The 22,729-nt window shown below is 47.3% G+C and carries 13 protein-coding genes; 1 reads left to right on the forward strand and 12 read right to left on the reverse strand.

The features are described from left to right. Positions 1–89: 89 nt before the first annotated feature. The 5 genes from AC58PV_RS02300 to AC58PV_RS02320 form a co-directional block, all read right to left on the reverse strand. Positions 90–2,879 carry a sensor histidine kinase gene (locus AC58PV_RS02300; RefSeq protein ID WP_497430675.1) on the reverse strand — a complete coding sequence of 930 codons (2,790 nt, stop codon included), beginning with the start codon at positions 2,877–2,879 and terminating at the stop codon, positions 90–92. Continuing rightward, positions 2,879–3,658, reverse strand: coding sequence for a response regulator transcription factor (locus tag AC58PV_RS02305; RefSeq protein ID WP_497430676.1), 780 nt, complete (start codon positions 3,656–3,658; stop codon positions 2,879–2,881). The genes AC58PV_RS02300 and AC58PV_RS02305 overlap by 1 nt, the downstream gene beginning before the upstream one ends. 122 nt (positions 3,659–3,780) lie before the next feature. After that, complete coding sequence (locus AC58PV_RS02310) at positions 3,781–4,854, reverse strand: sialidase family protein (protein ID WP_497430677.1); 1,074 nt, start codon at positions 4,852–4,854, stop codon at positions 3,781–3,783. A 36-nt stretch (positions 4,855–4,890) separates the two neighbouring features. Then, complete coding sequence (locus AC58PV_RS02315) at positions 4,891–5,841, reverse strand: D-2-hydroxyacid dehydrogenase (RefSeq protein WP_497430678.1); 951 nt, start codon at positions 5,839–5,841, stop codon at positions 4,891–4,893. 23 nt (positions 5,842–5,864) lie between these two features. Next, complete coding sequence (locus AC58PV_RS02320) at positions 5,865–7,034, reverse strand: mandelate racemase/muconate lactonizing enzyme family protein (protein WP_497430679.1); 1,170 nt, start codon at positions 7,032–7,034, stop codon at positions 5,865–5,867. Positions 7,035–7,435: 401 nt separating this feature from the next. Here AC58PV_RS02320 and AC58PV_RS02325 point away from each other — a divergent pair, with 401 nt between their 5' ends. After that, a complete protein-coding gene (locus AC58PV_RS02325) occupies positions 7,436–9,871 on the forward strand; it encodes a sialidase family protein (RefSeq protein ID WP_497430680.1) in 2,436 nt (811 codons plus the stop codon). 110 nt (positions 9,872–9,981) lie between these two features. On the opposite strand, the gene AC58PV_RS02330 is transcribed toward AC58PV_RS02325, so the two are convergent. The 7 genes from AC58PV_RS02330 to AC58PV_RS02360 all read right to left on the reverse strand — a co-directional run bounded on the left by AC58PV_RS02330 (position 9,982) and on the right by AC58PV_RS02360 (position 22,710). Continuing rightward, positions 9,982–11,145: an S-layer homology domain-containing protein gene (locus AC58PV_RS02330; protein WP_497430681.1), complete on the reverse strand. Its 1,164-nt coding sequence runs from the start codon at positions 11,143–11,145 to the stop codon at positions 9,982–9,984. 130 nt (positions 11,146–11,275) lie between these two features. Next, the gene (locus AC58PV_RS02335) at positions 11,276–14,968 is read right to left on the reverse strand and encodes a cohesin domain-containing protein (protein ID WP_497430682.1); all 3,693 of its coding nucleotides are present in this window, start codon (positions 14,966–14,968) and stop codon (positions 11,276–11,278) included. A gap of 611 nt (positions 14,969–15,579) precedes the next feature. Next, entirely contained in the window at positions 15,580–16,674 is a 1,095-nt protein-coding gene (locus AC58PV_RS02340) for a hypothetical protein (protein WP_497430683.1), read from the reverse strand. A 23-nt stretch (positions 16,675–16,697) separates the two neighbouring features. After that, positions 16,698–19,064 carry a helix-turn-helix domain-containing protein gene (locus AC58PV_RS02345; protein WP_497430684.1) on the reverse strand — a complete coding sequence of 789 codons (2,367 nt, stop codon included), beginning with the start codon at positions 19,062–19,064 and terminating at the stop codon, positions 16,698–16,700. Positions 19,065–19,139: 75 nt separating this feature from the next. After that, the gene (locus tag AC58PV_RS02350; RefSeq protein ID WP_056619048.1) at positions 19,140–20,735 is read right to left on the reverse strand and encodes an extracellular solute-binding protein; all 1,596 of its coding nucleotides are present in this window, start codon (positions 20,733–20,735) and stop codon (positions 19,140–19,142) included. Positions 20,736–20,824: 89 nt separating this feature from the next. Then, the gene (locus AC58PV_RS02355; protein WP_497430685.1) at positions 20,825–21,751 is read right to left on the reverse strand and encodes a carbohydrate ABC transporter permease; all 927 of its coding nucleotides are present in this window, start codon (positions 21,749–21,751) and stop codon (positions 20,825–20,827) included. Then, entirely contained in the window at positions 21,745–22,710 is a 966-nt protein-coding gene (locus AC58PV_RS02360) for an ABC transporter permease (protein WP_497430686.1), read from the reverse strand. The genes AC58PV_RS02355 and AC58PV_RS02360 overlap by 7 nt, the downstream gene beginning before the upstream one ends. Between the last annotated feature and the right edge of the window lie 19 nt (positions 22,711–22,729).

Raw genomic sequence — 22,729 nt, forward strand, 5'->3', positions numbered from 1 at the left:
CTACTCTTATCGCTTGCCTTACCTCTTCATTATAAATAAGAAGCCCCTGAGATCTGTAACACAATCATCAGGGGTTTATAATACGAATCTCATACATTTGAGGACGCTTCCATCGAGTTGACGCTCTGGTACGGAAGCCGGATTGTCACAGTCGTTCCAACACCAGCATTATGAATCGACAAGCCGTACGCATCACCAAAATGGAGCTTAATTCTACTATTCACATTATATAATCCTACATTTCCCCGTTCTCTATTCTCCAAACGAAGACGAATTTCATCTAGCTTATTTTGTTCTATGCCGGGCCCGTTATCCTTGACGACCACTTCGATATGATTTTCCTTTTTCATACAGCTGACCCTAATCCTAATCTCGCTGTTATTCATCTTAAGCGTATGTCTTATTGAATTCTCAATAATGGGCTGTAGGATCATCTTATTAACGACACTATCGTTCAGCGATTCGTCCATATGCCATTCAATATAAATCCTATCCTTATAGCGGTAGCTCATGATCTTCGAATAGGACTGGCAGTAAACGATCTCTTCTCTAAGCGTGGTCAATGGGCTGTCTTTCCCCATGGCATATCGAAACAGACGACTCAATAGTCCAATCATATCTACAGCTAAATGGCGCTCTCCCTTTTCGATCATATACATGATATTTTCAAGTGTATTGTAAAGGAAATGGGGATTAATTTGTGCCTGCAGCGCCTCCATGTGCAGTTCCCTTTTCTCAAATTCAAGGGTTAGCTTTTCCTGATTCGCATCCAATGTATCCTGTACCAACCTATGAATCCTCTCCAGCATGTGGTTAAAGGAAATTCTTAGCTGTTCAACTTCATCAATCGCAAAACTTCTATGGAGAGTTAATTGATTAACACGATCAAGATCAATGCTCAGATAACGGTTTTGAATGGAAGCTAACGGCTGCACTAAATACTGTGACATCAAATAGGAAAATAGGAGAATCAATAAAAAAAGAATGACCAGCAAATAAATATCATCGAAAAAGAGACGTATCACTTGATCCCTAATTGCCGATGCATCGTACCTTGTAATCACATACCAGGGTAAAGAAGCGATTTTCTTGGAAAAATATATGGCGTTATCCGTGCGGAATAGGGTCCCCTCCGATTGATTCAATTGAAACGGAATGTCGGCTTTCTGCCCAATTCTTCCCGTATCCGGATGGGAGATTATACGTCCATTTTCATCAATGATAAACGCTTCACTCCCGTTCCCGTTCAGATCGGCATACAGATTGGTGAAGAATACACCGTTTATATCCGTTTTCATATAGGCAATTGGGCTTGAATAGCGATTAATATCTACGATGCCTATACTTAAACTTACCGTAGAGGAGGCCGTATCCGTCGGTGGAAGCCAGTAAAGAATAGGTTTACGGCTATTACGCATTTGTTCGAAAAAAGCTGGATCAATTTGAGTCGCATGCTTATACCGATTGCTGTAGATCAATTGATTATTTATCGAATAGATGCCAATGGTATCCTCACTGAGAATTGGCAAAAAACTATCATAAATGAGTTGATCCATATGCTGTTGCAGGTTATTGCTCGGTTGATCTACGTAGGTTACAACAAACGCATCGTAAGCCAAGCGGGTCATGGCAGACTCTTTTTGATCGGCAAATAACTCGACCCTATGAGCTGTCTTATCAAACAGCGTATAAAAGGTTTCTTCCAATTCCTGCGTAATAATTTTTGATGATTGTACATAAAAAACCGTAACGAAAAGACAGATAGGAAGTAGTATCGTAATTAAAAAATAGACAAAAAATCGGTCCCTCATCGTGAACCTATTATATCGATTCCGTCCATCTTCTACAGGTTCCCATCGTTCCTCCAAGCTGCGCTGCCTGCCTATCCAACTAATCAGGCTGTGCAAGGGGAACAAGATTTTACGGCCAATTAAATGCGATAGAAAAAAAGTAAGCAATGCGCTGCCGCCTAGTATGATGAGCGAATATCCCCCAAGCGTAAGAAGCTGCCTTTTATGAAACCCAGATTCGTTTTCAGCCAAAGCGATGCGGATATCATGAAATCCGATATCCCGAAAAAAATAACGTTTCCCCAAGAGTGGAATTCCGTCCATTTGCTGCGTATTCTCCGTACTTTTCAGCAGTTCATTGATTTCTGGCGTAACTGCGCTCCCCTTAAATAATACTTGGTCCATTGCATCTAAGACGGCCAGAGATTCACCGTATGGAATAATACGATTGAACGCACCTGCATTTAAATTGATCGTAAGTATTCCGAGTGAACCTTCTGGACCTTTAAGAGGACACATAAAGTAACTCGATTTATTCCATGCATCCAGTAGATTTTGCAGCGCGTCATCTTTGATTTCCAAGGAGTTTAAGCCAAATGCTTGATACGTCTGGTTTATAGAGACGAACCTGATCTGATTGTCCCGGTTGGAAAGTGACAATTGATTGCCTTCAAAATAATAAGAGGAATACTTGGCATTCGAACTGTACTGGCCACCCCTTGTCCAAACCGTGATGCCACTGATGAACTCATTTCCTTTATTCAAATTAAATAGGGAGGACTCTACATTTTGCGACAGACTCACCTTTTCATACGAGGTTGCATCTTGTCGCTCTAATTTGTCCAACGATTGGATTAATATGGTGTTATTCCGCAAACTATCTATGGTTTGGTAAATATCTTCGAATTGTTTGCGCACATCCGCGGTTGTTTGATTCAATTTCATGGCTTGCATCATATCGGTTTTCTCATCAATGTAACGGACGGTTTTCACATAGAGCACATAGCCGATAATGATGAGCATTAGCGAGACAATCGAAAGCGAGAAAAGCAACAAAAAACGATTCAGCTTTATCTCTTTTCGCTTCATTACACGCCTTCCTTGGACTGGAAGACCGATCCACCAGATTCTCTATAGGTTTGCGGCGTAACACCGCTTATGCGTTTGAATATTTTATTGAAATACGAAAAATTGCCATAACCGACACTCATCGAAATTTCAAAAACTTTGTAATCGGTATGCAACAATAATTTCATGGACTCGTTGATTCTAACCTCGTTCAGATAATCAATAAAATTCTTTCCCGTTTCCCGCTTGAATAATGTGCTGAAATAGTTCGGATTGACGTGCAGCCGTTCCGAAACGTCTTCAAGCTTGATTCGTTCTGGATAGTTTTCAGTAATATATTGCTTCGCAACAGCAACATACGAATTGCGATCTCCATTCGTCTTTACGACCATATGTTTAACGGAATTAACGGGTTGCCCAGCTTCGTTCTTTAAATTACTAGCGACATCTCGGAACAACTCGATGAATTCATCGCGAATAATTGGCTTAAGCAGGTAACCTTTCACCCCAAAACGTATCGCCTCTTTCGCATATTGAAAATCATCATACGCACTCATAAGTGCAACCTTGATGTGTGGAAATTCACTTTTCACGCACTGTGCAAGTTCTAATCCCGTCATATTCGGCATTAAAATATCCGTCAAAATGACATCCGGATGACATTCGCGTACCATTTGCAGAGCTAATTCTCCATCTGAAGCACACCCTGCCACTTCAAATCCAATCTCAGCCCATGGCATGTTATTGATTACCCTTTCGCGAATAAACTCCTCATCATCAGCAATCAATACTTTGTACATCGGATCCCTCCCCCCCTGTTATAAGCGCTTACAAATAGAGAAGATTGTTTCTCCTTATAATTAGATGTTACCTTGATAAGATTGAAAAAACAACTACCGTCTATAGACGGTAGTTGCCTTGCCTAAACCATTATTGTGGTGTCTAACACTGCCGCCATTAAATCGATTCCAGTCCGTTTAAACGGTGGATCTAATTCCGGCGTTTCGAATGCCGGATCCTCAACCTGCATATAAGTAATGATGGCTTTACCGGATTTTGTGAACATACAATTCAGATTGGTATATTCATTCGGTCCCTCCGCAATATTCCCCACTCTTTTCCATGATTCCCCACTATCTGTAGAAACTGCTGCGCTTAAAGGTGTACGCCGTCCGAAATGATGCTTGCCGGGTTCGTAGTGACTATCGTTCCATAACAGAAGGAGTACATCGGTGCCGGGAACTCGTCGTAAACAAGTGCATGATTCCGGCGATTTCAAACCGCTTGTTTGTGGTAAGCTCCACGTGTTGCCGCCGTCCATTGAAGTACACATAAACACCGCGCCCAATTGAGACCTGATGGACATGAGAAGACGTCCGTCGCTCATTTCAGCAACGGAGGATTCCATGGCGCCACGCATAGGCAAATCTACGGTACCAGCTGCACGCGTCCATGTAAATCCGTCATCATCGCTAAAGTAGCATCCTATCTCATTGTGTTGACCACCTTGATGGCCTGTGCCGAAGTGGAATGGAAGTAACAATCGACCGCTGGACAATAGGTTGATATGGTTCGCACCGCCTTGCAGCCACTGACCTTTTGTACGTTCCCAAATGTGCGCAAGAAATTCCCAGGTTTCGCCTCCATCCTTCGAGACATAGGTTTCCATAGTCGAGCTGGATCCCCCCTGATGACCTCTTAAGCAATGGAGAATTAACGTTCCATTGGGAAGAAGACACAGACCAGGGGCCTGCACATTATGATCTTCCGGATTGACATCGATCAGCATCCGCTCGCGTTTCCAGGTCATTCCGCCGTCCGTAGAAGTTTTGGCATAAATCCGGCATAAATCGAAATCGCTTCCAAAAGAACCGTCATACTTGTGCCAAACGGCTAACAATGTGCCATCCTCCAACTCAGCGATGGAAGCCGTATCATTCCTTGGGTTATTTCTAGCGGATTTCGCAATTGTCGCGTATTTTATTGTATTCATCATGTCATTTCACCTCGTAAATGGTCATGTAGTCATTTTTTATACATTCACTTGATTTAGAAATGGTTTCCCCTCACGATAGTTCATCAGATTGTTCAAAAGCAAGTGACAGAAACGATCGAATTCTTTGATCGACCGTCCTCCCGAATGAGGTGTAATGATCACATTATCCATTTCCCATAACGGACTTTCCTTTGGAAGCGGTTCTACCTCGAAGACATCAAGCCCCGCGCCCTTCAGCCTACCGCTAATCAATGCCGCATGCAGGACATTTTCATCGACGATACTTCCGCGAGCCAGATTATAGAAATAGGCCCCATTCTTCATAGAAGCGAACATTTTATAATCAAACAATTTCTCGGTCTGTGCGTTGCCGGGCAAGATCAGGATCACATGATCAGCTTTCGCTACAGCTTCCTTCATTCGGGAGCTTGGGTATATTTCATCCATGTAAGGATGTGATTCCTCGATTTCACGACGTACCCCAATGGTACGAACGCCTAATAGGCGCAGACGTCGCGCGATTTCTGTGCCGATGCCGCCCACTCCGACGATGCATGCCGTACTGCCATACACCTCTTCATATTCTGATTGACGACTCCAGTTATGCTTACTCATATCGCGTATGTGATGCGAAATACGGCGCGTCAATGCGAACATCATAGCAATTAAATGCTCTGCTACAGCAACTGACATGACACCGCTAGCATTACAAAGTGTAAAAGAGGGATTGTCTTGATGTGTGTTGCCCAAGAAAGCGTCATAACCAACGCTTCCTAATTGGACAAGCCGAACCGGGCTTCCTGCAAGCCATTCCGCTTTGGGCCAACCAACCACAATATGAGACCTGCTTATCTTCTCACGGAAAACAGACTCAGAAGTTTCTTCGTCTATTCGTTCCATTGACGCCCAACCGGACAAAGCCTGCCGGATACGTTCCATGTGTTGTTCCGTAAAACCATTAACTGCAATCAAGACATGAGGTTTCATGGTTTATTTCTCCCACCTTCCTATTAGGAAACCGTCAGCGGAACCCTATATACAGAACCTGGCATGTATGGGTATTTCTCTTCCAGTCCTTCGGGCCAATGTACGCCCAATCCAGGGATTGACGGAACCTGTATACATCCGTTCACCATTTTCAAGGGTTCAACCATCATTTCCTCACGCAGAGGATTCGGTACATTGGAAAGCTCCAGAATCGTGCAGTTCCTAGAAGCGAACGCAGCGTGGAAATTCCCCATGATGCCAACTCCTCCGCACCATGCATGAACGGCGATCGGAATGGACTTACGTTCGCACATTTGCGCTACTTGGCGGAACACGCTCAATCCCCCGATAACAGCAGCATCAGGTTGGAACAGGTCGAGCGAATTCGCTTTCAAATACGATTCAGCTTCTACAAGACTTGTAACCGTCTCGCCTCCTGCAACCGGGATGTTGACGTGCCGGCGAATTTCCGCAAATCCTTCATAGTTAGTTACCTCTGCGGGTTCTTCGATCCAAAGGAGGTTGTATTTCTCAATGCGTTTTGCGATCTCAATTGCCTGTTTGACGGACCATGGGTACTTCGCTAAGCCTTGCGCGGCATCGACAGCCAGTCCGATATCCGGGCCAAGTGCTTCACGGCACACGGCTACCTTCTCTTCAATCGCGTCGATATCCGGCAGCAGGTTTATACGAATTTTCACCGCCCGGAAGCCTTGCGTCACATAGTCACGCATTTCTTGTTTAAGCTCGTCAATCGGCTTATTATTACCACCGCTCGCATAAGCCTTAATTTCATTATGCACCTTGCCACCAAGTAATTCGTACACTGGAACGCCAAGTGCCTTGCCTTTTAGATCCCAAAGTGCCATTTCGATGCCGCCAATCACGCATTGCGTTAGCCCCATTCGACCTAGGTAATAATTAGCGACCCTCATTCGATCGGACATCTCAAGAACGGACATGGGGTTTTGCCCGATAAGATCGTGCTCCATTTGTTCAGCTATTCCTCTGACTGCTTCAGGTGCATAAGTGCCCGCGTAGGTTTCACCCAAACCATAGATGCCTTCATCGGTTTCCACTTTCAGAAAGGCCGTTGGACGGTACCCTGTTTTCAGACATATTTCCCGCTCCGCATCCCCTATATTGGCGTACGGAGCGCTGACAAGGATGCATTTAACAGCTGTGATTTTCATTCCATTTATACCCCCTCGATGTTCAATTTCACCCAATAACTCGTTTACTCCGCTATTTATTATATAGAGGAAGCACGTGAACGCCGTAACACAATCCTTAGAGGTTTATAGTACAATTTTCACTGATTTGGAGACACTTTCTTCCATCGGATGGTCGGATGTTTAATCAGCCTAATAGTGCTTGAATAAATCCACCAAATCTAAATTTCATCCCGTTATCGCATAGTGTTCCTAGTGATAATATGAGAGAAACCTCTATTGAGGACTTTCGAAGATGAGCGACCGCGCTTAGAGGAATCTAAATAATAATGGAGGGGATACGGTAGCTAGTATCTATTTATGAATGCGCTTCAAATAAACTATGATTCATGGCAATTGATATGTTAGGAGGAAACTTTATTATGAAAGAAAATCAAAAAACACTTCTTTTTAGCCTCTGTTTCACTTTCATCTTTACCCTGACACTTGGGTACTTCATACTTAGTAATTCATCTGTTGCTCATGCGTCTTCACCATCTTCTTACATGCTTGATGAAAAGGTAGCTTATCAAAATGATGGTTCCAATAACTTTTGGTGGACGCACATGCGATGCGCGACCATTCCTGGCGGTGCAAGTCCCCAAATTATGTGTACCGTTTCCAAAGATAAAAATGAAAGCCCTACCAATTTATCGGATGTCTTTTATGATATCGCTTATACATCCAGCATGGATTTAGGTGAGACTTGGTCATCGCTGACAATCATTCCTCAATTTCAATGGAAGACACTGCCGGATGGTTACCAAGGTATGCTAATTGATCCCGTCCCCGTGTATCACAAAAAAACAGGAAAGATCATCCTGTTCGGCATGGCACAATCATACAGTCCTACTTTTACCAAGAAACATAACTACCCCGCTTATGCGATATACGATCCCGCCACTTCAACTTGGAGCAGCGATTGGTATTTATTCGACTGGCCTAATGGATTCGGCCATACCGGCAGTGTTTATCCTTATGAAGTAGACGATGGTACCGGAGACATGCTCTGGCCTATTAATTTATTGGACGGAACGGGCAATGTAGCGGTTGTTAAAGCATCATTTAACGGGACTGCGCTTTCCTACATCAGCCAAGGTACATCAGTACCCAATTCAGGAGGCAACGGGAACCGTTCCGGTATTGAAACCTCCCTTACCAAGTACAATAACGAATATTTTATGACCATTCGCGATGATATCCAGAACAGATTGGCCAAAAGCAGCGATGGTTTAACCTGGCAGTCCGCAGTGAGTTTGCAATGGGAGGACGGAACGGCTGTAACCGGAAGTATGAATACGCAGATGCATTGGGTGACACAACCGAATGCACTATACTTGGTCTATACACGACAGGACGCTTCTAACACGGATATCCTCAGATATCGGGCTCCCTTATGGATGGCTGAAGTCGATCCGGTCACGCTTCGCGTCAAGAAAGACACAGAGCAAATCGTGATGTCGATAACGGACAACCGGGCGCAATTGGGCAATTTCGGAACCACTGCGGTTACACCTGATTTGAGCATTGTAACAAGCAACGAATGGAACTCCCTCGTTCCTAATCGAGCCATTGTTTCGAGAATTTGGTGGAATAAATCTAACATCGGTACTTGGAGCTTAGATGAAACCTCAGGAACGACAGTTGTGGATTCCGCTGGCGGCCTTAATCCCGGAACCATTGTGAACGCGACGCGTGACACGAACGGTAAATTTGGAAGAGCTTTATACTTTGACGGCAGCGGCGATTATGTAAACTTAGGCAATCCTTCCAGCGGTGCGTTTGATTTCGGAACCACACAAAACTTCTCGGTCTCCGCTTGGGTGAAAACCAGCATAACGGGTACAACCAAATATATTTTAAATAAAGGAGAAACGAACGCTTCATACTGGTTACGATTCGAAGCGAACAATACCATTAAATTCCTACTCGACTATGGCAGCACCTTTGACGCCGCTCAATCGACAGCCACCTATACAGATGGGCTATGGCATCATGTTGTTGGTGTCGCTGACCGATCAGCGGGACTTAAACTATACGTCGACGGGATATTAGTTGGGCAAGATACCAGCCCTACAAGCGGGACCATCTCCAACTCCCTTCCATTAACCATTGGAAGCAATTCTACAAGCACAATGAATGGTTTCATTGATGAAGTGAGACTATACAACTATGCTTTGAATGCATCGGAAGTGGGACATTTATACGGGTTGAGCGGATATTGGAAGTTTGATGAGACCACAGGAAGTACGGTGCTGGATTCTACCTACAATGGTTATCATGGAACAATTACAAATGCTGTTCGGAGTGCGAGCGGTATGTTTGGCGGTGCTTTAAGCTTTGACGGAAATGGTGATTATGTATCTTTGGGAGATCCCTTCAGCAATGATTTCGATTTCGGTAGCACAGGGAACTTCTCCGTTTCCGCATGGGTGAAGACGAGCGTCCCGGGTACAATCAAATATATATTGAATAAAGGAGATTCAAATGCCGCATATTGGTTACGATTTGAAACAAATAATACGATTAAGTTTCTGTTGGATTATGGTAGTACCAGTGATGCGGTCCAATCGACAGCAACCTTTGCAGATGGGCAGTGGCACCATGTTGTAGCTGTTGCCGATAGGGTTTTGGGGCTAAAGCTATACGTCGATTCTGTTTTGGTCGGCCAGAATACTACACTTACGGGTGGGAATATATCTAATGCATTTCCTTTGACTGTAGGCGTTAACTCCGCAAATACGATGAACGGCCTGATTGACGAGGTAAGAATATACAATTATCCATTAAGTGCAGCAGATGTGCAAAGCTTGCAATAGAATTCCAACAATCACAATAAAAAAGGTAGTTACTGCGTTCTAGCAGCATCTACCTTTTTTCATCTATGCCAAAAGAACATAAAAAGAATTTTTTCCGAAATTGGCTTGGATTAATTCAAGCTGTCCAAAAGCGTTTTCATTTGAGTATCAAGGTTCAATGCATTCAGAATGATTGTAAGTGCCTCTGCGCGAGTGGAGTTTCCTTGCGGATCGAATATCCCGTCATTCTTCCCGCTGATGATGCCTGCCTCTGCTGCATCTTTGATTGGATTCATTGCATAGGAGCTTGCACTTGCCATATCGGCAAAGTTGCCCTTGGAAGTATCCTTGTTCGCATTACTCAAGTTGATGATTCGGGACAAAATAATGACCATTTCTTCTCGGCTAATTGTTATGTCAGGCTTGAAGGTTCCGTCTCCGTAACCGGCAATCACCCCTGCGCTAGCAAGTTTCTCAATAGCGCTTTTAGCCCAATGGTTGTCAATATCGTTCAGAACAAGTAAATGATTCGTGTCGCCACTGATATCGAATACGCGCGAGATCATCATTGCAAATTCGGCGCGTGTAATTTTGCCATCCGGTTGGAAAGTTCCATTTTCATACCCATCGATAACGTGCAGTTTCACGAACATATCGATGGTCTTTTCAGCCCAGTGCCCTTTAATGTCAGCCAGTTCAATCTTGGCAACAGATTTGTTGGCTTCCGTTATTTTGGACTCGATAGCATGAACTAAGTTTACTACATTGACAATATCTCTATTGAATACATCCACTACAGGTTTTCCGCTGTTACCCGATGCCTTTACAAGAACCGATACCATGCCTTTAATCGAAACAATATTAGGCACTAATTGCGAATTCATTAGTTTCACACTATCCAGTTCAATATCGGCCGCCCCCTGATTAACCGCATGAAATGTCAATGTAACTAGTGTTACATCCCCTGACTCTCCTGATTTATTGCCTATTTGCGTATGTGCGATTTGAATCTTATTCCCGTTTACAATCGGATTAACCGTATAGCCTTTACTTTCGCTAACACTCTTTACAAACTTCAAATGGCTGGTATCAAAGGTTAAATTGACCTCATACGCGTACATATCACTTAATTGTTTGCCATTTACCGTCACTTGGAAGTCATTTCCTTCAGAAATACTTTGGTTCGTGATGGAAAGTAAAACGGTTGGTTCGGAGTTTGCATGTATAACGATTTGAGGAAGTAATAGCATAGTCAAAAGTAACGTCAGACTGAATTCGAGCAGTTTTTTCACCATCGATGGAGTTCGCCCTTTCGGTACATATTTCTGAATAATTGGAGGGAGAGCGTATACAGCCCTCCCTCCACACTCCTATCTTCGCTAATGCGAGTAAGAATCCGCTCCAGTAAACAATATGCGTGGTTTTTTATTGTAAGATCGTTCTGGCTACGATTGCTAGGTCTTCAATATCAACCTTACCGTCATGATTGACATCCGCTTTCTCATTCCAGCCCGCTTGACCTTGCTGCTTGCCATAAACCCCTGCAACAATAGCCAAATCTCCAATAGAAATATTTCCATCTCCATTGACATCTGCCGTTATTCTCTTCGTGTTAAACACATGAATGGCAGCTTCCAATCCGGCTTTCGCACTATCTACCTGCTGCTGTGCGGCATTCGGATTGTTTGCTGTCGCAGTGGCTGCATCGATTGCAGACTGCAATTGCGCTTTGGAGCCAATCGCATACAGCCCGTCCCCATTGCCTTCCACTGCAGTATTGTATTTGGCCTGTGCACTTGTGATCAACGCATTCAACAGCGACTTATCAATAGGTATACTAGGAATACTTATTTGTATCTCGCGAGAGGCTCCGCCTACTTGCAGTTCACTCCCCTGTCCATTGGCAATAATGACATTACCTACAGAGATTGTCGTAGTGGTTGCCTGATTGACAGGTTTCGCCACAAATTTGATTGTCAACAAGTCGCCTTGAGCCTGTACCCCTTGGTTCGCGGCAACACTGGCAACCAAAATCCGGACATGCCCTGGCACGGCCTCCTTTTGATCGATAACTTGAAAACCATCTTTCAATGAAGTAACCGAAACAAGTTGCAAATTCGCCGAATCATAATGAAGCATGAAATCTTGCGCATACACTTGCTGGTATACACCTTGCGTAACGCCAGTCACTCCCATCGTTACATCAAAGGTTTGGCCTGCGTTCACCTGCTGTAAACCTGCCAAAGTAGACTGAGGCATCATTGGCGCTGGCAGCACATTTACTAGTTGGACATCGCGAAACAGTGAAGGGTCTTTCGGCGTTGTACCGACTCCTGATCCCCACTGCAAAAAACCATCGCGGGAATCGCCCGTGGAGCCCTTATCATCGTCATTCACCAGGAACGACATTCCGATAGTCTGCGTCGGTGGCCCGCTAAATCCAAGCGAGACCCACGGCACAGAGATGACATAGTGCATGATGCTGCCACTTTGCGTGATATTCGCTTGGGCGCCAGGGGTTGGTCCCGCCTGCTGGCCAGTCGGCGCTGCGAAGGTGTAAACCGACGGTCCGCTGTCGAGAAGTGCTGCACCGAATTCAACGCGCTGGCCACCAGTCTGCCCCGGCACTCGGTCGTAGATGCTGAACTGGATGGAATCGGTCTGCCACATCGTGTTTGGTGTGCGCGCACCGAAGTGTTTGTCGTCTGTGATCGTGGCGTCGATCACAAGCGCATCGTTGTTATAGTTGATATGCAGCTGACCACTTAGGTCACTGTTACTACTGCGCGTCCCTAAAATCGATACCCATGTCGCTTGCGTCGCTAGGTCCATTGCAGGCAAGGTTTGGTGGTTCGCGGGTTCGATGGGAGCGTAGGAAATCGAGCCCGATGAAACATCCGAATCGCTGGTGCTGTCGACGGCCACGTTATAACTCAGGGAGTCGAACAATGGAATGTCGGAGAGCGGGACGCGTATCGACACGGTTCCACTTGCAGGGACATTCGCCATATCCGACACATTCCCTGATGCCGACCCTACTTGGTAGGCAACTTTGGTCGGCGTGAAGTCGCTGGCTCGATTGTTCTTCAGCGCGATGTCGAGAAAGTAACTTCGGGACGTCGCATCCGATGTGATAGTCGGCTGAACGCTGATCTCGAACGGCTTGACGACATTTGTCGTTGCCCTCAATCCAGCAACAAGACTCGGCTGGTACGTGTCGTCGCCCCTCGTCACGTCTACGGACACAGTCCGCGGGCCTAGGAGCGTGCTTGCAGGAACGCTGATGGTGGCGCTTGTTACCTTACCCGGTGAAGTGAGAAGGCTGACAGGCTGCGCCCCGTTCGCAGCGATTGTCAACTCATTGGGTAGGTCCATATCGGGGTTCGATCGGTCTGCAGTCACCGTAACAGTGACCGTATCTCCTTTGATTGACTGGTCGGCGACTTTCATCGTGATCACAGACTGCGTCACGCCCAAGCTGTCAACGTTGCCCGTAACGTAGATCGGGCTGCCGTTGAGCGTCAGAACGACCGTGCCGTCTGTCGGATTCACCGTCTGCGTTGCCCCATACTGATCAGTGATGATAAGAGGTTGGGTAGTATGCAAAGCAATGTTCTCGGAGCCTGTGGACCACATCACCCGAGTCGTCGAACCTCCTCCCGTGTACGGATACGAGTAGGCGGTGACGGAGCCGAGGTCATCGCGAGCACCAAAGGTCTTTCCGGTCACCGCGCGGATGAGCACGGCGTTTGCGACAGCTCCCGGTTTCGGAGCTACGCCAAGTACGCCATCGACGGGCTGCCTGAACAACCCAAAGTGATGTTCCCTATTATTGGGATCAGTACCGTCATCCATAGCCGAGTACCAGTTGAAGACGTCCACGCCAGCTGCCTTCGCTAGCACCTGAGCACGCACCAGGTCGTCTGCTTGCTGGGGTTCCGTGGAGGCGGCGGCATACGTCGGCCAACCGTTCTCCGTAATCCACACGGGGACGTGCCGATTTCCAGCCGCCTGCTTCACCTGCTGCACCAACGCAGGGAGCTTCGATACTAACAGTGTGCGCTCGGGCGGGGTGTTTGCCCCCTCCAGAGCATAGCCGTAGACATTCGTCGAGAATGTATCCATGTAGTTGATACCGCCGGCCGCGAAAAAGGCACTATTCCAGTTATCATCAATGGTGGATGTAATGGGGCCTATGACGTTCGCGTCTGGGTTTCCTTCGTGAATCGGCCCATACATGGCCTGAAGCATCTGCACATAGCAGGCTGCAGTAATACCGCAAGCGCCGTTGTTGAAGCCGGTGCCGTTGAACTCATTGTAGATGTTGAAATCGCTGACCTTGCCCTTATAGTGCTCGGCGGCAGCTTTCCCAAACTGACCAAATGCAGCCAGACCAGCCGTGGAGCTCGGTGTTTTCCCGTTGTCATAATTTGCGTTGTTGTATGCTACGACCCCCTGGGGAGTCATGCCAAGGTCAAGAGACTGTTGTGACTTAGCTTCAAAGGCATACCCAGCCCAATTGTAAACGCCAGGCTGCTTTTCAATTAGCGACCAGTTAATGTCGCTTCGAATGTGGCCGTAACCGATTGTCGCCAATGCGTTCATGAGTCCATCTTCGAGGGATTTGTAGTGACCAAAATGTGAGTCGATTCCGAAAAAGGAGTCTGGACTCAAGGCGCCCGCTGGCGTCGGGGTCACAATGCCAAACGTTGTGGAGCGCGTTACCGTTTGGTCATCAATCACGCTGGAGAAAGTGAGGTTGTAGAACCCCGGCCCGAGATCCATCACGGATAGCGGAGCATGTCCGTTGGTGCCTACGGGAACAGATCCCGCACGAAGACTCACACCCTGATCATCTGAAATATCATAGGAAACTGAATCACCCACCGTGCCGAAATCCAAGTTTGCGGAATTGGTTGTGAAGAGCAGGCTCGGGTTCATCAATGACAGCGCTGGAGTCGTTGCAAAGGTCACCCGGACTCGTGCGAAACAGATTGCCGGCATGACGCCGCCCAGACTATGAACGCGCAGGCGGAAATCTGCGCCGTTTGTGCCGTTGGCGAACTTGATTCCGCCCAGCTCAAAGATCTGGTTCTTCCAGGTCTGACTGCCACTCATGGGCATCCACGGGGTGGCCTGGTATGCGTTGTTCTGGCCGTCATACTCGATGGCCATGGTCGTCGCCACTGCGTCAAAGTAATCAACGGACACAATCGCGTACGTTGCGCCCGCAGGTTTCGCGGAGCTCGCGACATCAACGTAGACGTAGGGGTTAAGCGGATTTTGTGACGTCGCCCAGCACGCCGTGCCGTTTATGGCTGTCGCGGCGTGAGTCGGATCTTTGTCCGCATCGCCGGGCCAAGCCTTGGTTATACCGCTGTAAATTGGGGGCGAACTCAAAGTTACACCGGCCTGTAGCTGGGCAGCAAAAGCCCAGGGCGCCACCTCCCCAAGAATGCTAACTGACAAAAGTAAAACAAGCATCAAACGGATCATCCACTTTTTCACGAACATCACGTTCACTCCCTTTTCCTGATCTGAATTCAAACGCAAGTAATGTTGTATTCGTTCTCAAATATTGGTTCACTAATTTGAAAGCGTTTTCATTAAAAGGCCAACATGGCTGCCAAACTTTGCTTGCTTATTCCATCCCCAATCCTGCATGATGCTTGATCATGCAGGATATCCTTGCGCTTTAACGTAACCGCCACTCGCGAATCCTCACCTAGCTACAATCGGTCGCCAATATCCATAATCCCGACATGGAGCCGATCATGCTCATCCGAAAATGTAAAGGTGACCTTACAGCTGTCCGGACTAAACGATGGATGCGGGTGTCCAGGATGCATCCCACGGCAAGGAAGCTCGCAGAGCAGCTCTGACTGTTTCGTAGTCATGTTGATGAGAACGATTTTGGAAATACCGGGTTCCTGCGTATCCGCAACCGCATATCGACCGTCAGGACTGATGCCGACATGCCAATATCTGTAATCTCCGTTAATGAACTCGTGCCGCTCGCCCCGTTGATCCACGAAATATACACCTGTCGGTTTATCCGGACTATGCGGATACTTCACGAAGTACAGGCCACTGCCGTCGAACGCCCACATTTCGTGCCCAACATATTCGACTGGCAATCCGCTCTCCTCTTTCTTCTGTGAAAAAAGGTTGCGCATACCTCCGGTTCGAGTATCGACCGCCCAGAGCCGATCCGGAATTTGCTCCGTAGCGCCCTCATGGGAAAAGAACACTTGATTCGGATCAACAGGATTGATCATGGCATGATTCGCCACCGGATAAGGCTCGTCAAAACGCGGACGGGCTACTTCGCGCACCTCCCCGCTCGCCGCATGGACAGTGCCGATCACCCAATCTGCCTCCCGAGATGCAGCATCCTCGGATGGACGAAGCTGCTCCTTCCAGTAGACGCCAAGCACCTTGCCATCATTCGTAATCGATAGGGGCCCATAGAACGCGCAATGCTCTTCCAGCTTGCAAATCGTACGCCGTTCCCCTGTCCACGCATCAATTGCATACAACTCATTCTTGTCGAATAGATACAAGATATCATCACACGAAACGACCCCGCGTCCCCATTTCAGGCTTTCCTCCAGCAACTGCACATCACCCGTTTCCGTATCGAAACGCACGATGTTACCTATCCACGTCTCCCGGTCCATTTCCGTGTGTACGATCACATGGCGGCTGTTCGACAACCACGACATCGCCGTATAATAATGATGTCCCGTATCGCCTTTATCGGAACCAATCACTAGGATCGGCAGCCCTGTTTTTGTATCTGTAAACGATGTACGCGTCAGCATCGTCCATACCTCCTGTTGCATTCTTATTCGGCTTCGTCAGCTTCGTCGGTATCATCAGCACCATCGGCTTCTCTTAGGGACGCTTGCTCCCGCTCCCGATATTCACCCGGGATAAAGCCAGTACTTTTCTTGAAAATCCGTACGAAGCTGTTGACGTTCGAGTAGCCAACCGCCCCCGATACATCACGGATCAACATATCGGTACCAACTAGCAGTTCCTTTGCCTTCCTCATACGAATATCCATTAGATAATCGATGAAATTCCTTTCCGTTTGCTCCTTGAAAATACGACTAACATGCGACGCGCTCAGCTTGAATTCGCTTGCCAAATAATTCAATGATAAATCGCTGTGCATATAGTGCGCGTCAATAAAAGCGGTCATGCGCTCGACAACGTCGTTTCGCTCTCGATTGCTTCGTCTCTCCTCAATTAGCTCTGCATATTGGCCAAGCTGCTCGATGACGTATTCCGACAACTCATGGATACTTTCGTACTGACTCAGCAGATCGAATAGCCGATGTGAAGGCGCCTCCTCGAGCAGTGCCGGATCGATCTCGCCTACGGCTTTGGCTGCCTTCATCATAAAATGCACAACAAGCTGCCGAATCATATCCGGGGCAGCGCCGCTGCCAGCCATCTCACCGAACCAACGGTCCGTCTGCTTCGTCATCTTCTCGCTATCTGTCAGCCGCAGCGAGTCAACGATCCCATCCGCCATGCCAAGCAAGCGCATAAACTCCCCGCTCGCGGGCTCGCGAATATCTTCGCTGGAGATAATCGTGTTGCCGCCGAGAATCATTTTGTACGACAGTGCCGACATCGCGTCGTGATACGAATGCTGAAGCGCGCCCAAATCTTGCGTCATGCGGCCTAGTCCAATTGAAATCGTCTGTTTGAATTGTTCTTCCACATAGCTCTTGATCAACTCAGCAACCGCCAGCGCACGCAGTAGATTCGCTTCCCCGTCCCCATCGTCAAAGCTGAGCACGATAACGACCATGCCATCCCGCGCTTCAATGGCGATCCCTCGGTACTCGGTGTTGATGATCTCCTCCGCCACATTGCAGAGCGCGTAGCTATATAAATGAAGATCCTGCGGAGTCGCAATCCCCGATTTTCCATCGAACTCGGCTGCCATCACGATATATTGCATCGCATGCAGCGGAAATCCGATCGCTGCAAGACTAGGCAACAGCTCGCCCGGATTTTTGCGCGCGCCGATCAGCGCATCCATCACAAGTCGCCATTTGATAACCGGTTGTGTTTCCCTCATTTGCCTGTACATGCGATTGCTGTCTGCCAAAATGTACGATAAGGATACTTCGATGCTGCTGAATTCGTCGTCTGCCATATGCACACTTTTTCTTTCATATCCGCCATACGCTTGAAGTTGTTTCGTCACATTCGAGAGGACCCGATTCACCGGCCGGAACATCCAGCTGTTTAATATCACCGCCATGCCGCTTGCTAGAAGCAGAAGAATGACCGAAATTCCAAACAAGGTATTTCGCACCTGGACCAGAGGCTTGCTGAGCTCAGAATCGGACACGACACTTATGATTTCCCAGCCCGTATACGGACTCTTCATATAAAAAATGGTTCTGTTGATCCCGTTTATTTTCGAACGGAACTGCCCTTCATCCCGCTCGTTCATTTGTTTCGACCCAAGCAATTCTCCTGTTTGCGTGCCGATCAACGATTTATCTGCATGACTGAGAATCGTTCCTTCCGCATCAGCCAGAAATAAATAGCCGAGAGAAGGATCAATCGCATTTTTAATCAAATTATAAATGGAACGCTCATCGACATTGAAAGCAACCGCTCCTTTCCTGTAACCTTCCCCATGTGTAAGCGGATAGGAGCGAATAAGCGTCATGACGTTGTGCCGAATCTTACCAGACTCATCGATGGACAGCTTTCGTGTGCCTATCCACTGATAAAAGCCTTTGTAACGTTCGAACGCACTAATCCATTGATAATCGGGGCCTGGCTCCGGCGTCTGAAACGGGTTCGTTTGCGACCAACGCTTCTTCGCATAGGAATACAGATCTATTGAAAAAATGGTGTCATTGCTCAGCAGCATATCGCCGATTCGGTTGTTGATATTGATCGTGTCCTGCTGGTCAGCAGCATCGTCCTCCATAAACGTCCTCATATCACGGCTGCGCAAAAATTGCATCGCCTCCGAGTCGATCGCCTTCAGCACCAACAGCAGTTTACCGTTTACCTCGTGGAGCAGCGACATGTTCGTTTGCTCGACTTCTGCCTGAAGATGATCGGTCGTGATGAAATATGACAGGCCTGCTGTCGAAACAATGCATAGGCTCAAAAATAGCAAAATCATCGACATTGCCCGCTTCGAACGGCTTCTCTTTTGTCGCCAGAACATGTCTCTGCCCCCTTTAATTATCGATAAACGGGGAAATAACGGGACTTTAAAAGCCCCATTTATTCCCACATCAAGTTATTTGAAATTCTTTTTATTCTTTTCGTACCATTCTTGCGCGCCTTGATCTGTCTTGTCTCCGCCAGCGCTCTTGTACTCTTTACGCATCATATCAAGCGCCTGCTCTGGCGTAATGTCACCTTTGATGATTGCTCTCGTGCGGATCTCATCCAGCTTAGGCCCAATGCTCGCAAACACATTATTGATTTCCGGCAGACTCGGCACATAAGGCATATCACGTCGGAACGGCACGCTAAGCGCTGTAGTAATTGCTTGAACATTCAATTTCGCCCAACGCTGCGAAAGCGGATCCTGAGCGGCTTTTATAATCAAATCCTCCGGCTTGAACGTCTTGGCATCGTCTTTTACAATCGCATACTCACTTGCGTAGGCGACTTCTTTCTTAAATTTGTCCGCGTCTATCACCTGAGGGACGCCGCTTACCAATTTGTAATGCGTGTTCTCCACACCGTTTTTCAGTGCGTACCAGCCTTTATCGAGCAACCAGTCGAGATATTGAATCGCTGCTTTCGGATTTTTCATATCCTTATTGAAAGCTACGAAAATATTAGCATCAGTTTCCTGGTATACGCCAAATTTCCCGTACTTTGTTGAAAAAGCAGCCAGCGGGACCGGATTCGCATCGGGAACGTTCTTCATCAGATCCTTCATGTAGCTGTCAATACCGTTGCCAACAGTGCCGATCAAGATGCCCGACTTGCCTTGCGCCCAGTCCGTCATCATCTTCTGACTGTTCTTATCCGTCAAGTACTCCTTATCGATATACCCATTCTCATACAGCTTTCTTTCGAATGAAATAGCTCCAACGTTGCGATCCACGAATCTGGCATTGGTCATTTTGCCCCCTTCGAGATACCATTGCGTGCTATGCGTCGCATACAGGCCGGAGATCACATTAGGCCAAACATACATGGAAACGACAGGTGCGTTCGTATTCCCGGATAAACCTTTCTCCTTGAAGGCTTTCGTCACTGCAAAAAACTCTTCCTCTGTAGTTGGAGCCTTCATGCCAACCTTGTCCAGCCAATCCTGCCTAATCCACATGCCAGCGTTAGCCAAGTTGTTCAGCGGCCGTTTTGTCGTTATCCCGTATATTTTGCCATCGAACGTCATCAACGGCTTCAAATCGGGATTCTCGTTAATATATTTCTTTAGTACCGTGCTGTATTTCTCTATGTAATCATCAATAGGCTGAATGACGCCTTGTGTGACGAGCGTACCGATATAATTACGGTCAAAATCCCAGATCAGATCCGGTGCTTCGCCGGAAGCAATCAGCGTATTCAGCTTATCCTGCGCCTGGTTGCGGGGAACCGGCACATATTTGACCTGGACGCCCGATTGTTCCTGAATCCACTTGGTCCAGCGATTCTGTTCGTAGGAGCCCTCTTCTGCTGCTACGGCACCGCGGTCATACATCGTAACACTAACAGCCTTCGGCAACTTATCGTATTTGTCTTCCACCTTACCTGATGCTGACGGTGCTGGACTGCCGCTCGCTCCTTCCTCGGTTTTCGCACAGCCGGTTAAAGCCGCTCCCAGCGTCATTGCCAAAATCGTTGAACCTAACACCCATCTTTTTGTTCTCTTCATACGATGACCTCCCACATGGAATAATTATATCACAAGGCGCTAGCGCCATTATGAACGGAACCAATAACTGACGTTTGACGTTAAACAAGCTAGCCTTTAACAGAGCCCATTAAAACGCCTTTCACAAAATATTTTTGCAGAAACGGATAAATGATCAGAATCGGCAGCGAAGCCAGCATAGCGGCTCCCGCACGCACACCTTCCGGCGGCAGCGCATTGTTCTCGTCTGTCGAGTCCCCGATCAATAGCGCTGGATCGAGGTTGTCAATCATCTGATAGAGCTTCACCATCAGAGACATTTCCGTTGAGCTTTTAATAAAGATAAGTACGTTGTAATAAGCATTCCACCATCCCACCGCGTAGAAAAGAGTCAATGCTGCGATAACAGGAAGTGCCAGCGGAAGAACGATACGCACAAGCACGACCCAGTCCTTCGCCCCATCGATGGATGCCGACTCTTCAAGCTCACTCGGCAAACCTTCGAAGAAGGTTTTGAGGACGAAGAAATTGTACGTACTGAGAAGGCCTGGCAGCCAAAGCGACCAATACGTATTCATTAGTCCCAAGCTTTTGATGAGTAGAAACTGAGGGATTAGCCCTCCACTGAAAAGCATTGTAAAAATTATCATGCCAAGGACTGCTCCTCGTCCGCGCAAATCCATTTTGGACAACGGATAAGCTGCCATGATCGTAACCAGCATGTTCAGCGTGGTGCCGACAACGGTCATCACTACCGTGTTTTTCATCGCTACGAATAACTGCCCGTCATCGATCAAATTGCGATAGGCATCCCATGTAAACTGTCGTGGCCATATCGAAACATTACCGGCACGTATGGCTTCGCCCGAGCTAAGGGAAACAGCCAGTACATTCAGAAACGGAAATAATGTCGAGAACGTGCATATTGCTAAGAAGAGATAGAGTATTAAGCGGGGCACGCGCTCTCTCCAAACGGCCATCCGCAGCCCCTCCTTTCGATAATTGAATTTGCCACTAGCCGCATCCTTTACTACCATAACGCACGCTCTCCCATCGACCGAATGATGCGGTTCACCGATAGCACGAGTACCAAGCCGACGAGGGATTGAACCAATCCAATCGCGGTTGTGTAGCTATATTGCAGGTTGATGAGGCCGAGTCTGTAAATGTACGTACTCATTACGTCGGAAACGCTGGTCACCATTGGATTAGTCAGCACCCAGACGTGCTCGAAGCCAACGTCGAACATACGGCCCATTTGCAGAACAAGCATGAGTGCAATTGTACTTCGGATGCCAGGAAGCGTCACATGCCATATTTGTCGCAACTTGCCGCCGCCGTCTATACGTGCTGCTTCATACAGATGCGGATCTATACTCGACATGGCCGCCAAATAAAGAATGGTACTGAAACCTGCATCCCGCCATATGCCGGAAAACACATAGACAAGGGGCCACCAAAAGGTGTTTCCCATGAAATAGATCGGCTCAATCCCGAACGCCTTCAGGATATAATTGATAAAACCACTGCCAGGGGAAAGTAATCCGATGACGATCGTACCAAGAATAATCCACGATAAAAAATGAGGTAAATACAGGAGATTCTGCACAACTCGCTTATACCACTCCACTCGCACCTCGTTAAGCATGATGGCGAGCACGATCGGCACTGGGAAGCCAATGCACAGTCCGTATAGATTTAATAGGAGCGTGTTGCGAACAATCTTGAACAAATCACTGCTGTGCAGCAACCGATTGAACTGCTCCAATCCCACCCATTTGCTGCCCCAAATGCCGTCAGCTAGCCGAAACTCCTTAAATGCAATGATTTCCCCGTATAAGGGGAAGTACTTAAATACAATGAAGTAAGCGATAACGGGGACAAGCAGCAAATACAGAAACGGCCTGCGCTTCAGATCCTTCCATAACGATCTTCGTGAAGCTTTCCCTTCAGCGCTTCCACTGATTCCGGCTTTGACGATTGGTTGTGAAATCATGTATGGTCACCTTCCTTTC

This window comes from Paenibacillus sp. J22FR83 (genome assembly GCF_059691955.1).

Bases quoted from the DNA above. Each gene is read 5' to 3' on its own strand.
- AC58PV_RS02300 (WP_497430675.1), bottom strand. From the start codon at position 2,879: ATGAAGCGAAAAGAGATAAAGCTGAATCGTTTTTTGTTGCTTTTCTCG.
- AC58PV_RS02305 (WP_497430676.1), bottom strand. From the start codon at position 3,658: ATGTACAAAGTATTGATTGCTGATGATGAGGAGTTTATTCGCGAAAGG.
- AC58PV_RS02310 (WP_497430677.1), bottom strand. From the start codon at position 4,854: ATGATGAATACAATAAAATACGCGACAATTGCGAAATCCGCTAGAAAT.
- AC58PV_RS02315 (WP_497430678.1), bottom strand. From the start codon at position 5,841: ATGAAACCTCATGTCTTGATTGCAGTTAATGGTTTTACGGAACAACAC.
- AC58PV_RS02320 (WP_497430679.1), bottom strand. From the start codon at position 7,034: ATGAAAATCACAGCTGTTAAATGCATCCTTGTCAGCGCTCCGTACGCC.
- AC58PV_RS02325 (WP_497430680.1), top strand. From the start codon at position 7,436: ATGAAAGAAAATCAAAAAACACTTCTTTTTAGCCTCTGTTTCACTTTC.
- AC58PV_RS02330 (WP_497430681.1), bottom strand. From the start codon at position 11,145: ATGGTGAAAAAACTGCTCGAATTCAGTCTGACGTTACTTTTGACTATG.
- AC58PV_RS02335 (WP_497430682.1), bottom strand. From the start codon at position 14,968: ATGAGTGGCAGTCAGACCTGGAAGAACCAGATCTTTGAGCTGGGCGGA.
- AC58PV_RS02340 (WP_497430683.1), bottom strand. From the start codon at position 16,674: ATGCTGACGCGTACATCGTTTACAGATACAAAAACAGGGCTGCCGATC.
- AC58PV_RS02345 (WP_497430684.1), bottom strand. From the start codon at position 19,064: ATGTTCTGGCGACAAAAGAGAAGCCGTTCGAAGCGGGCAATGTCGATG.
- AC58PV_RS02350 (WP_056619048.1), bottom strand. From the start codon at position 20,735: ATGAAGAGAACAAAAAGATGGGTGTTAGGTTCAACGATTTTGGCAATG.
- AC58PV_RS02355 (WP_497430685.1), bottom strand. From the start codon at position 21,751: ATGGTAGTAAAGGATGCGGCTAGTGGCAAATTCAATTATCGAAAGGAG.
- AC58PV_RS02360 (WP_497430686.1), bottom strand. From the start codon at position 22,710: ATGATTTCACAACCAATCGTCAAAGCCGGAATCAGTGGAAGCGCTGAA.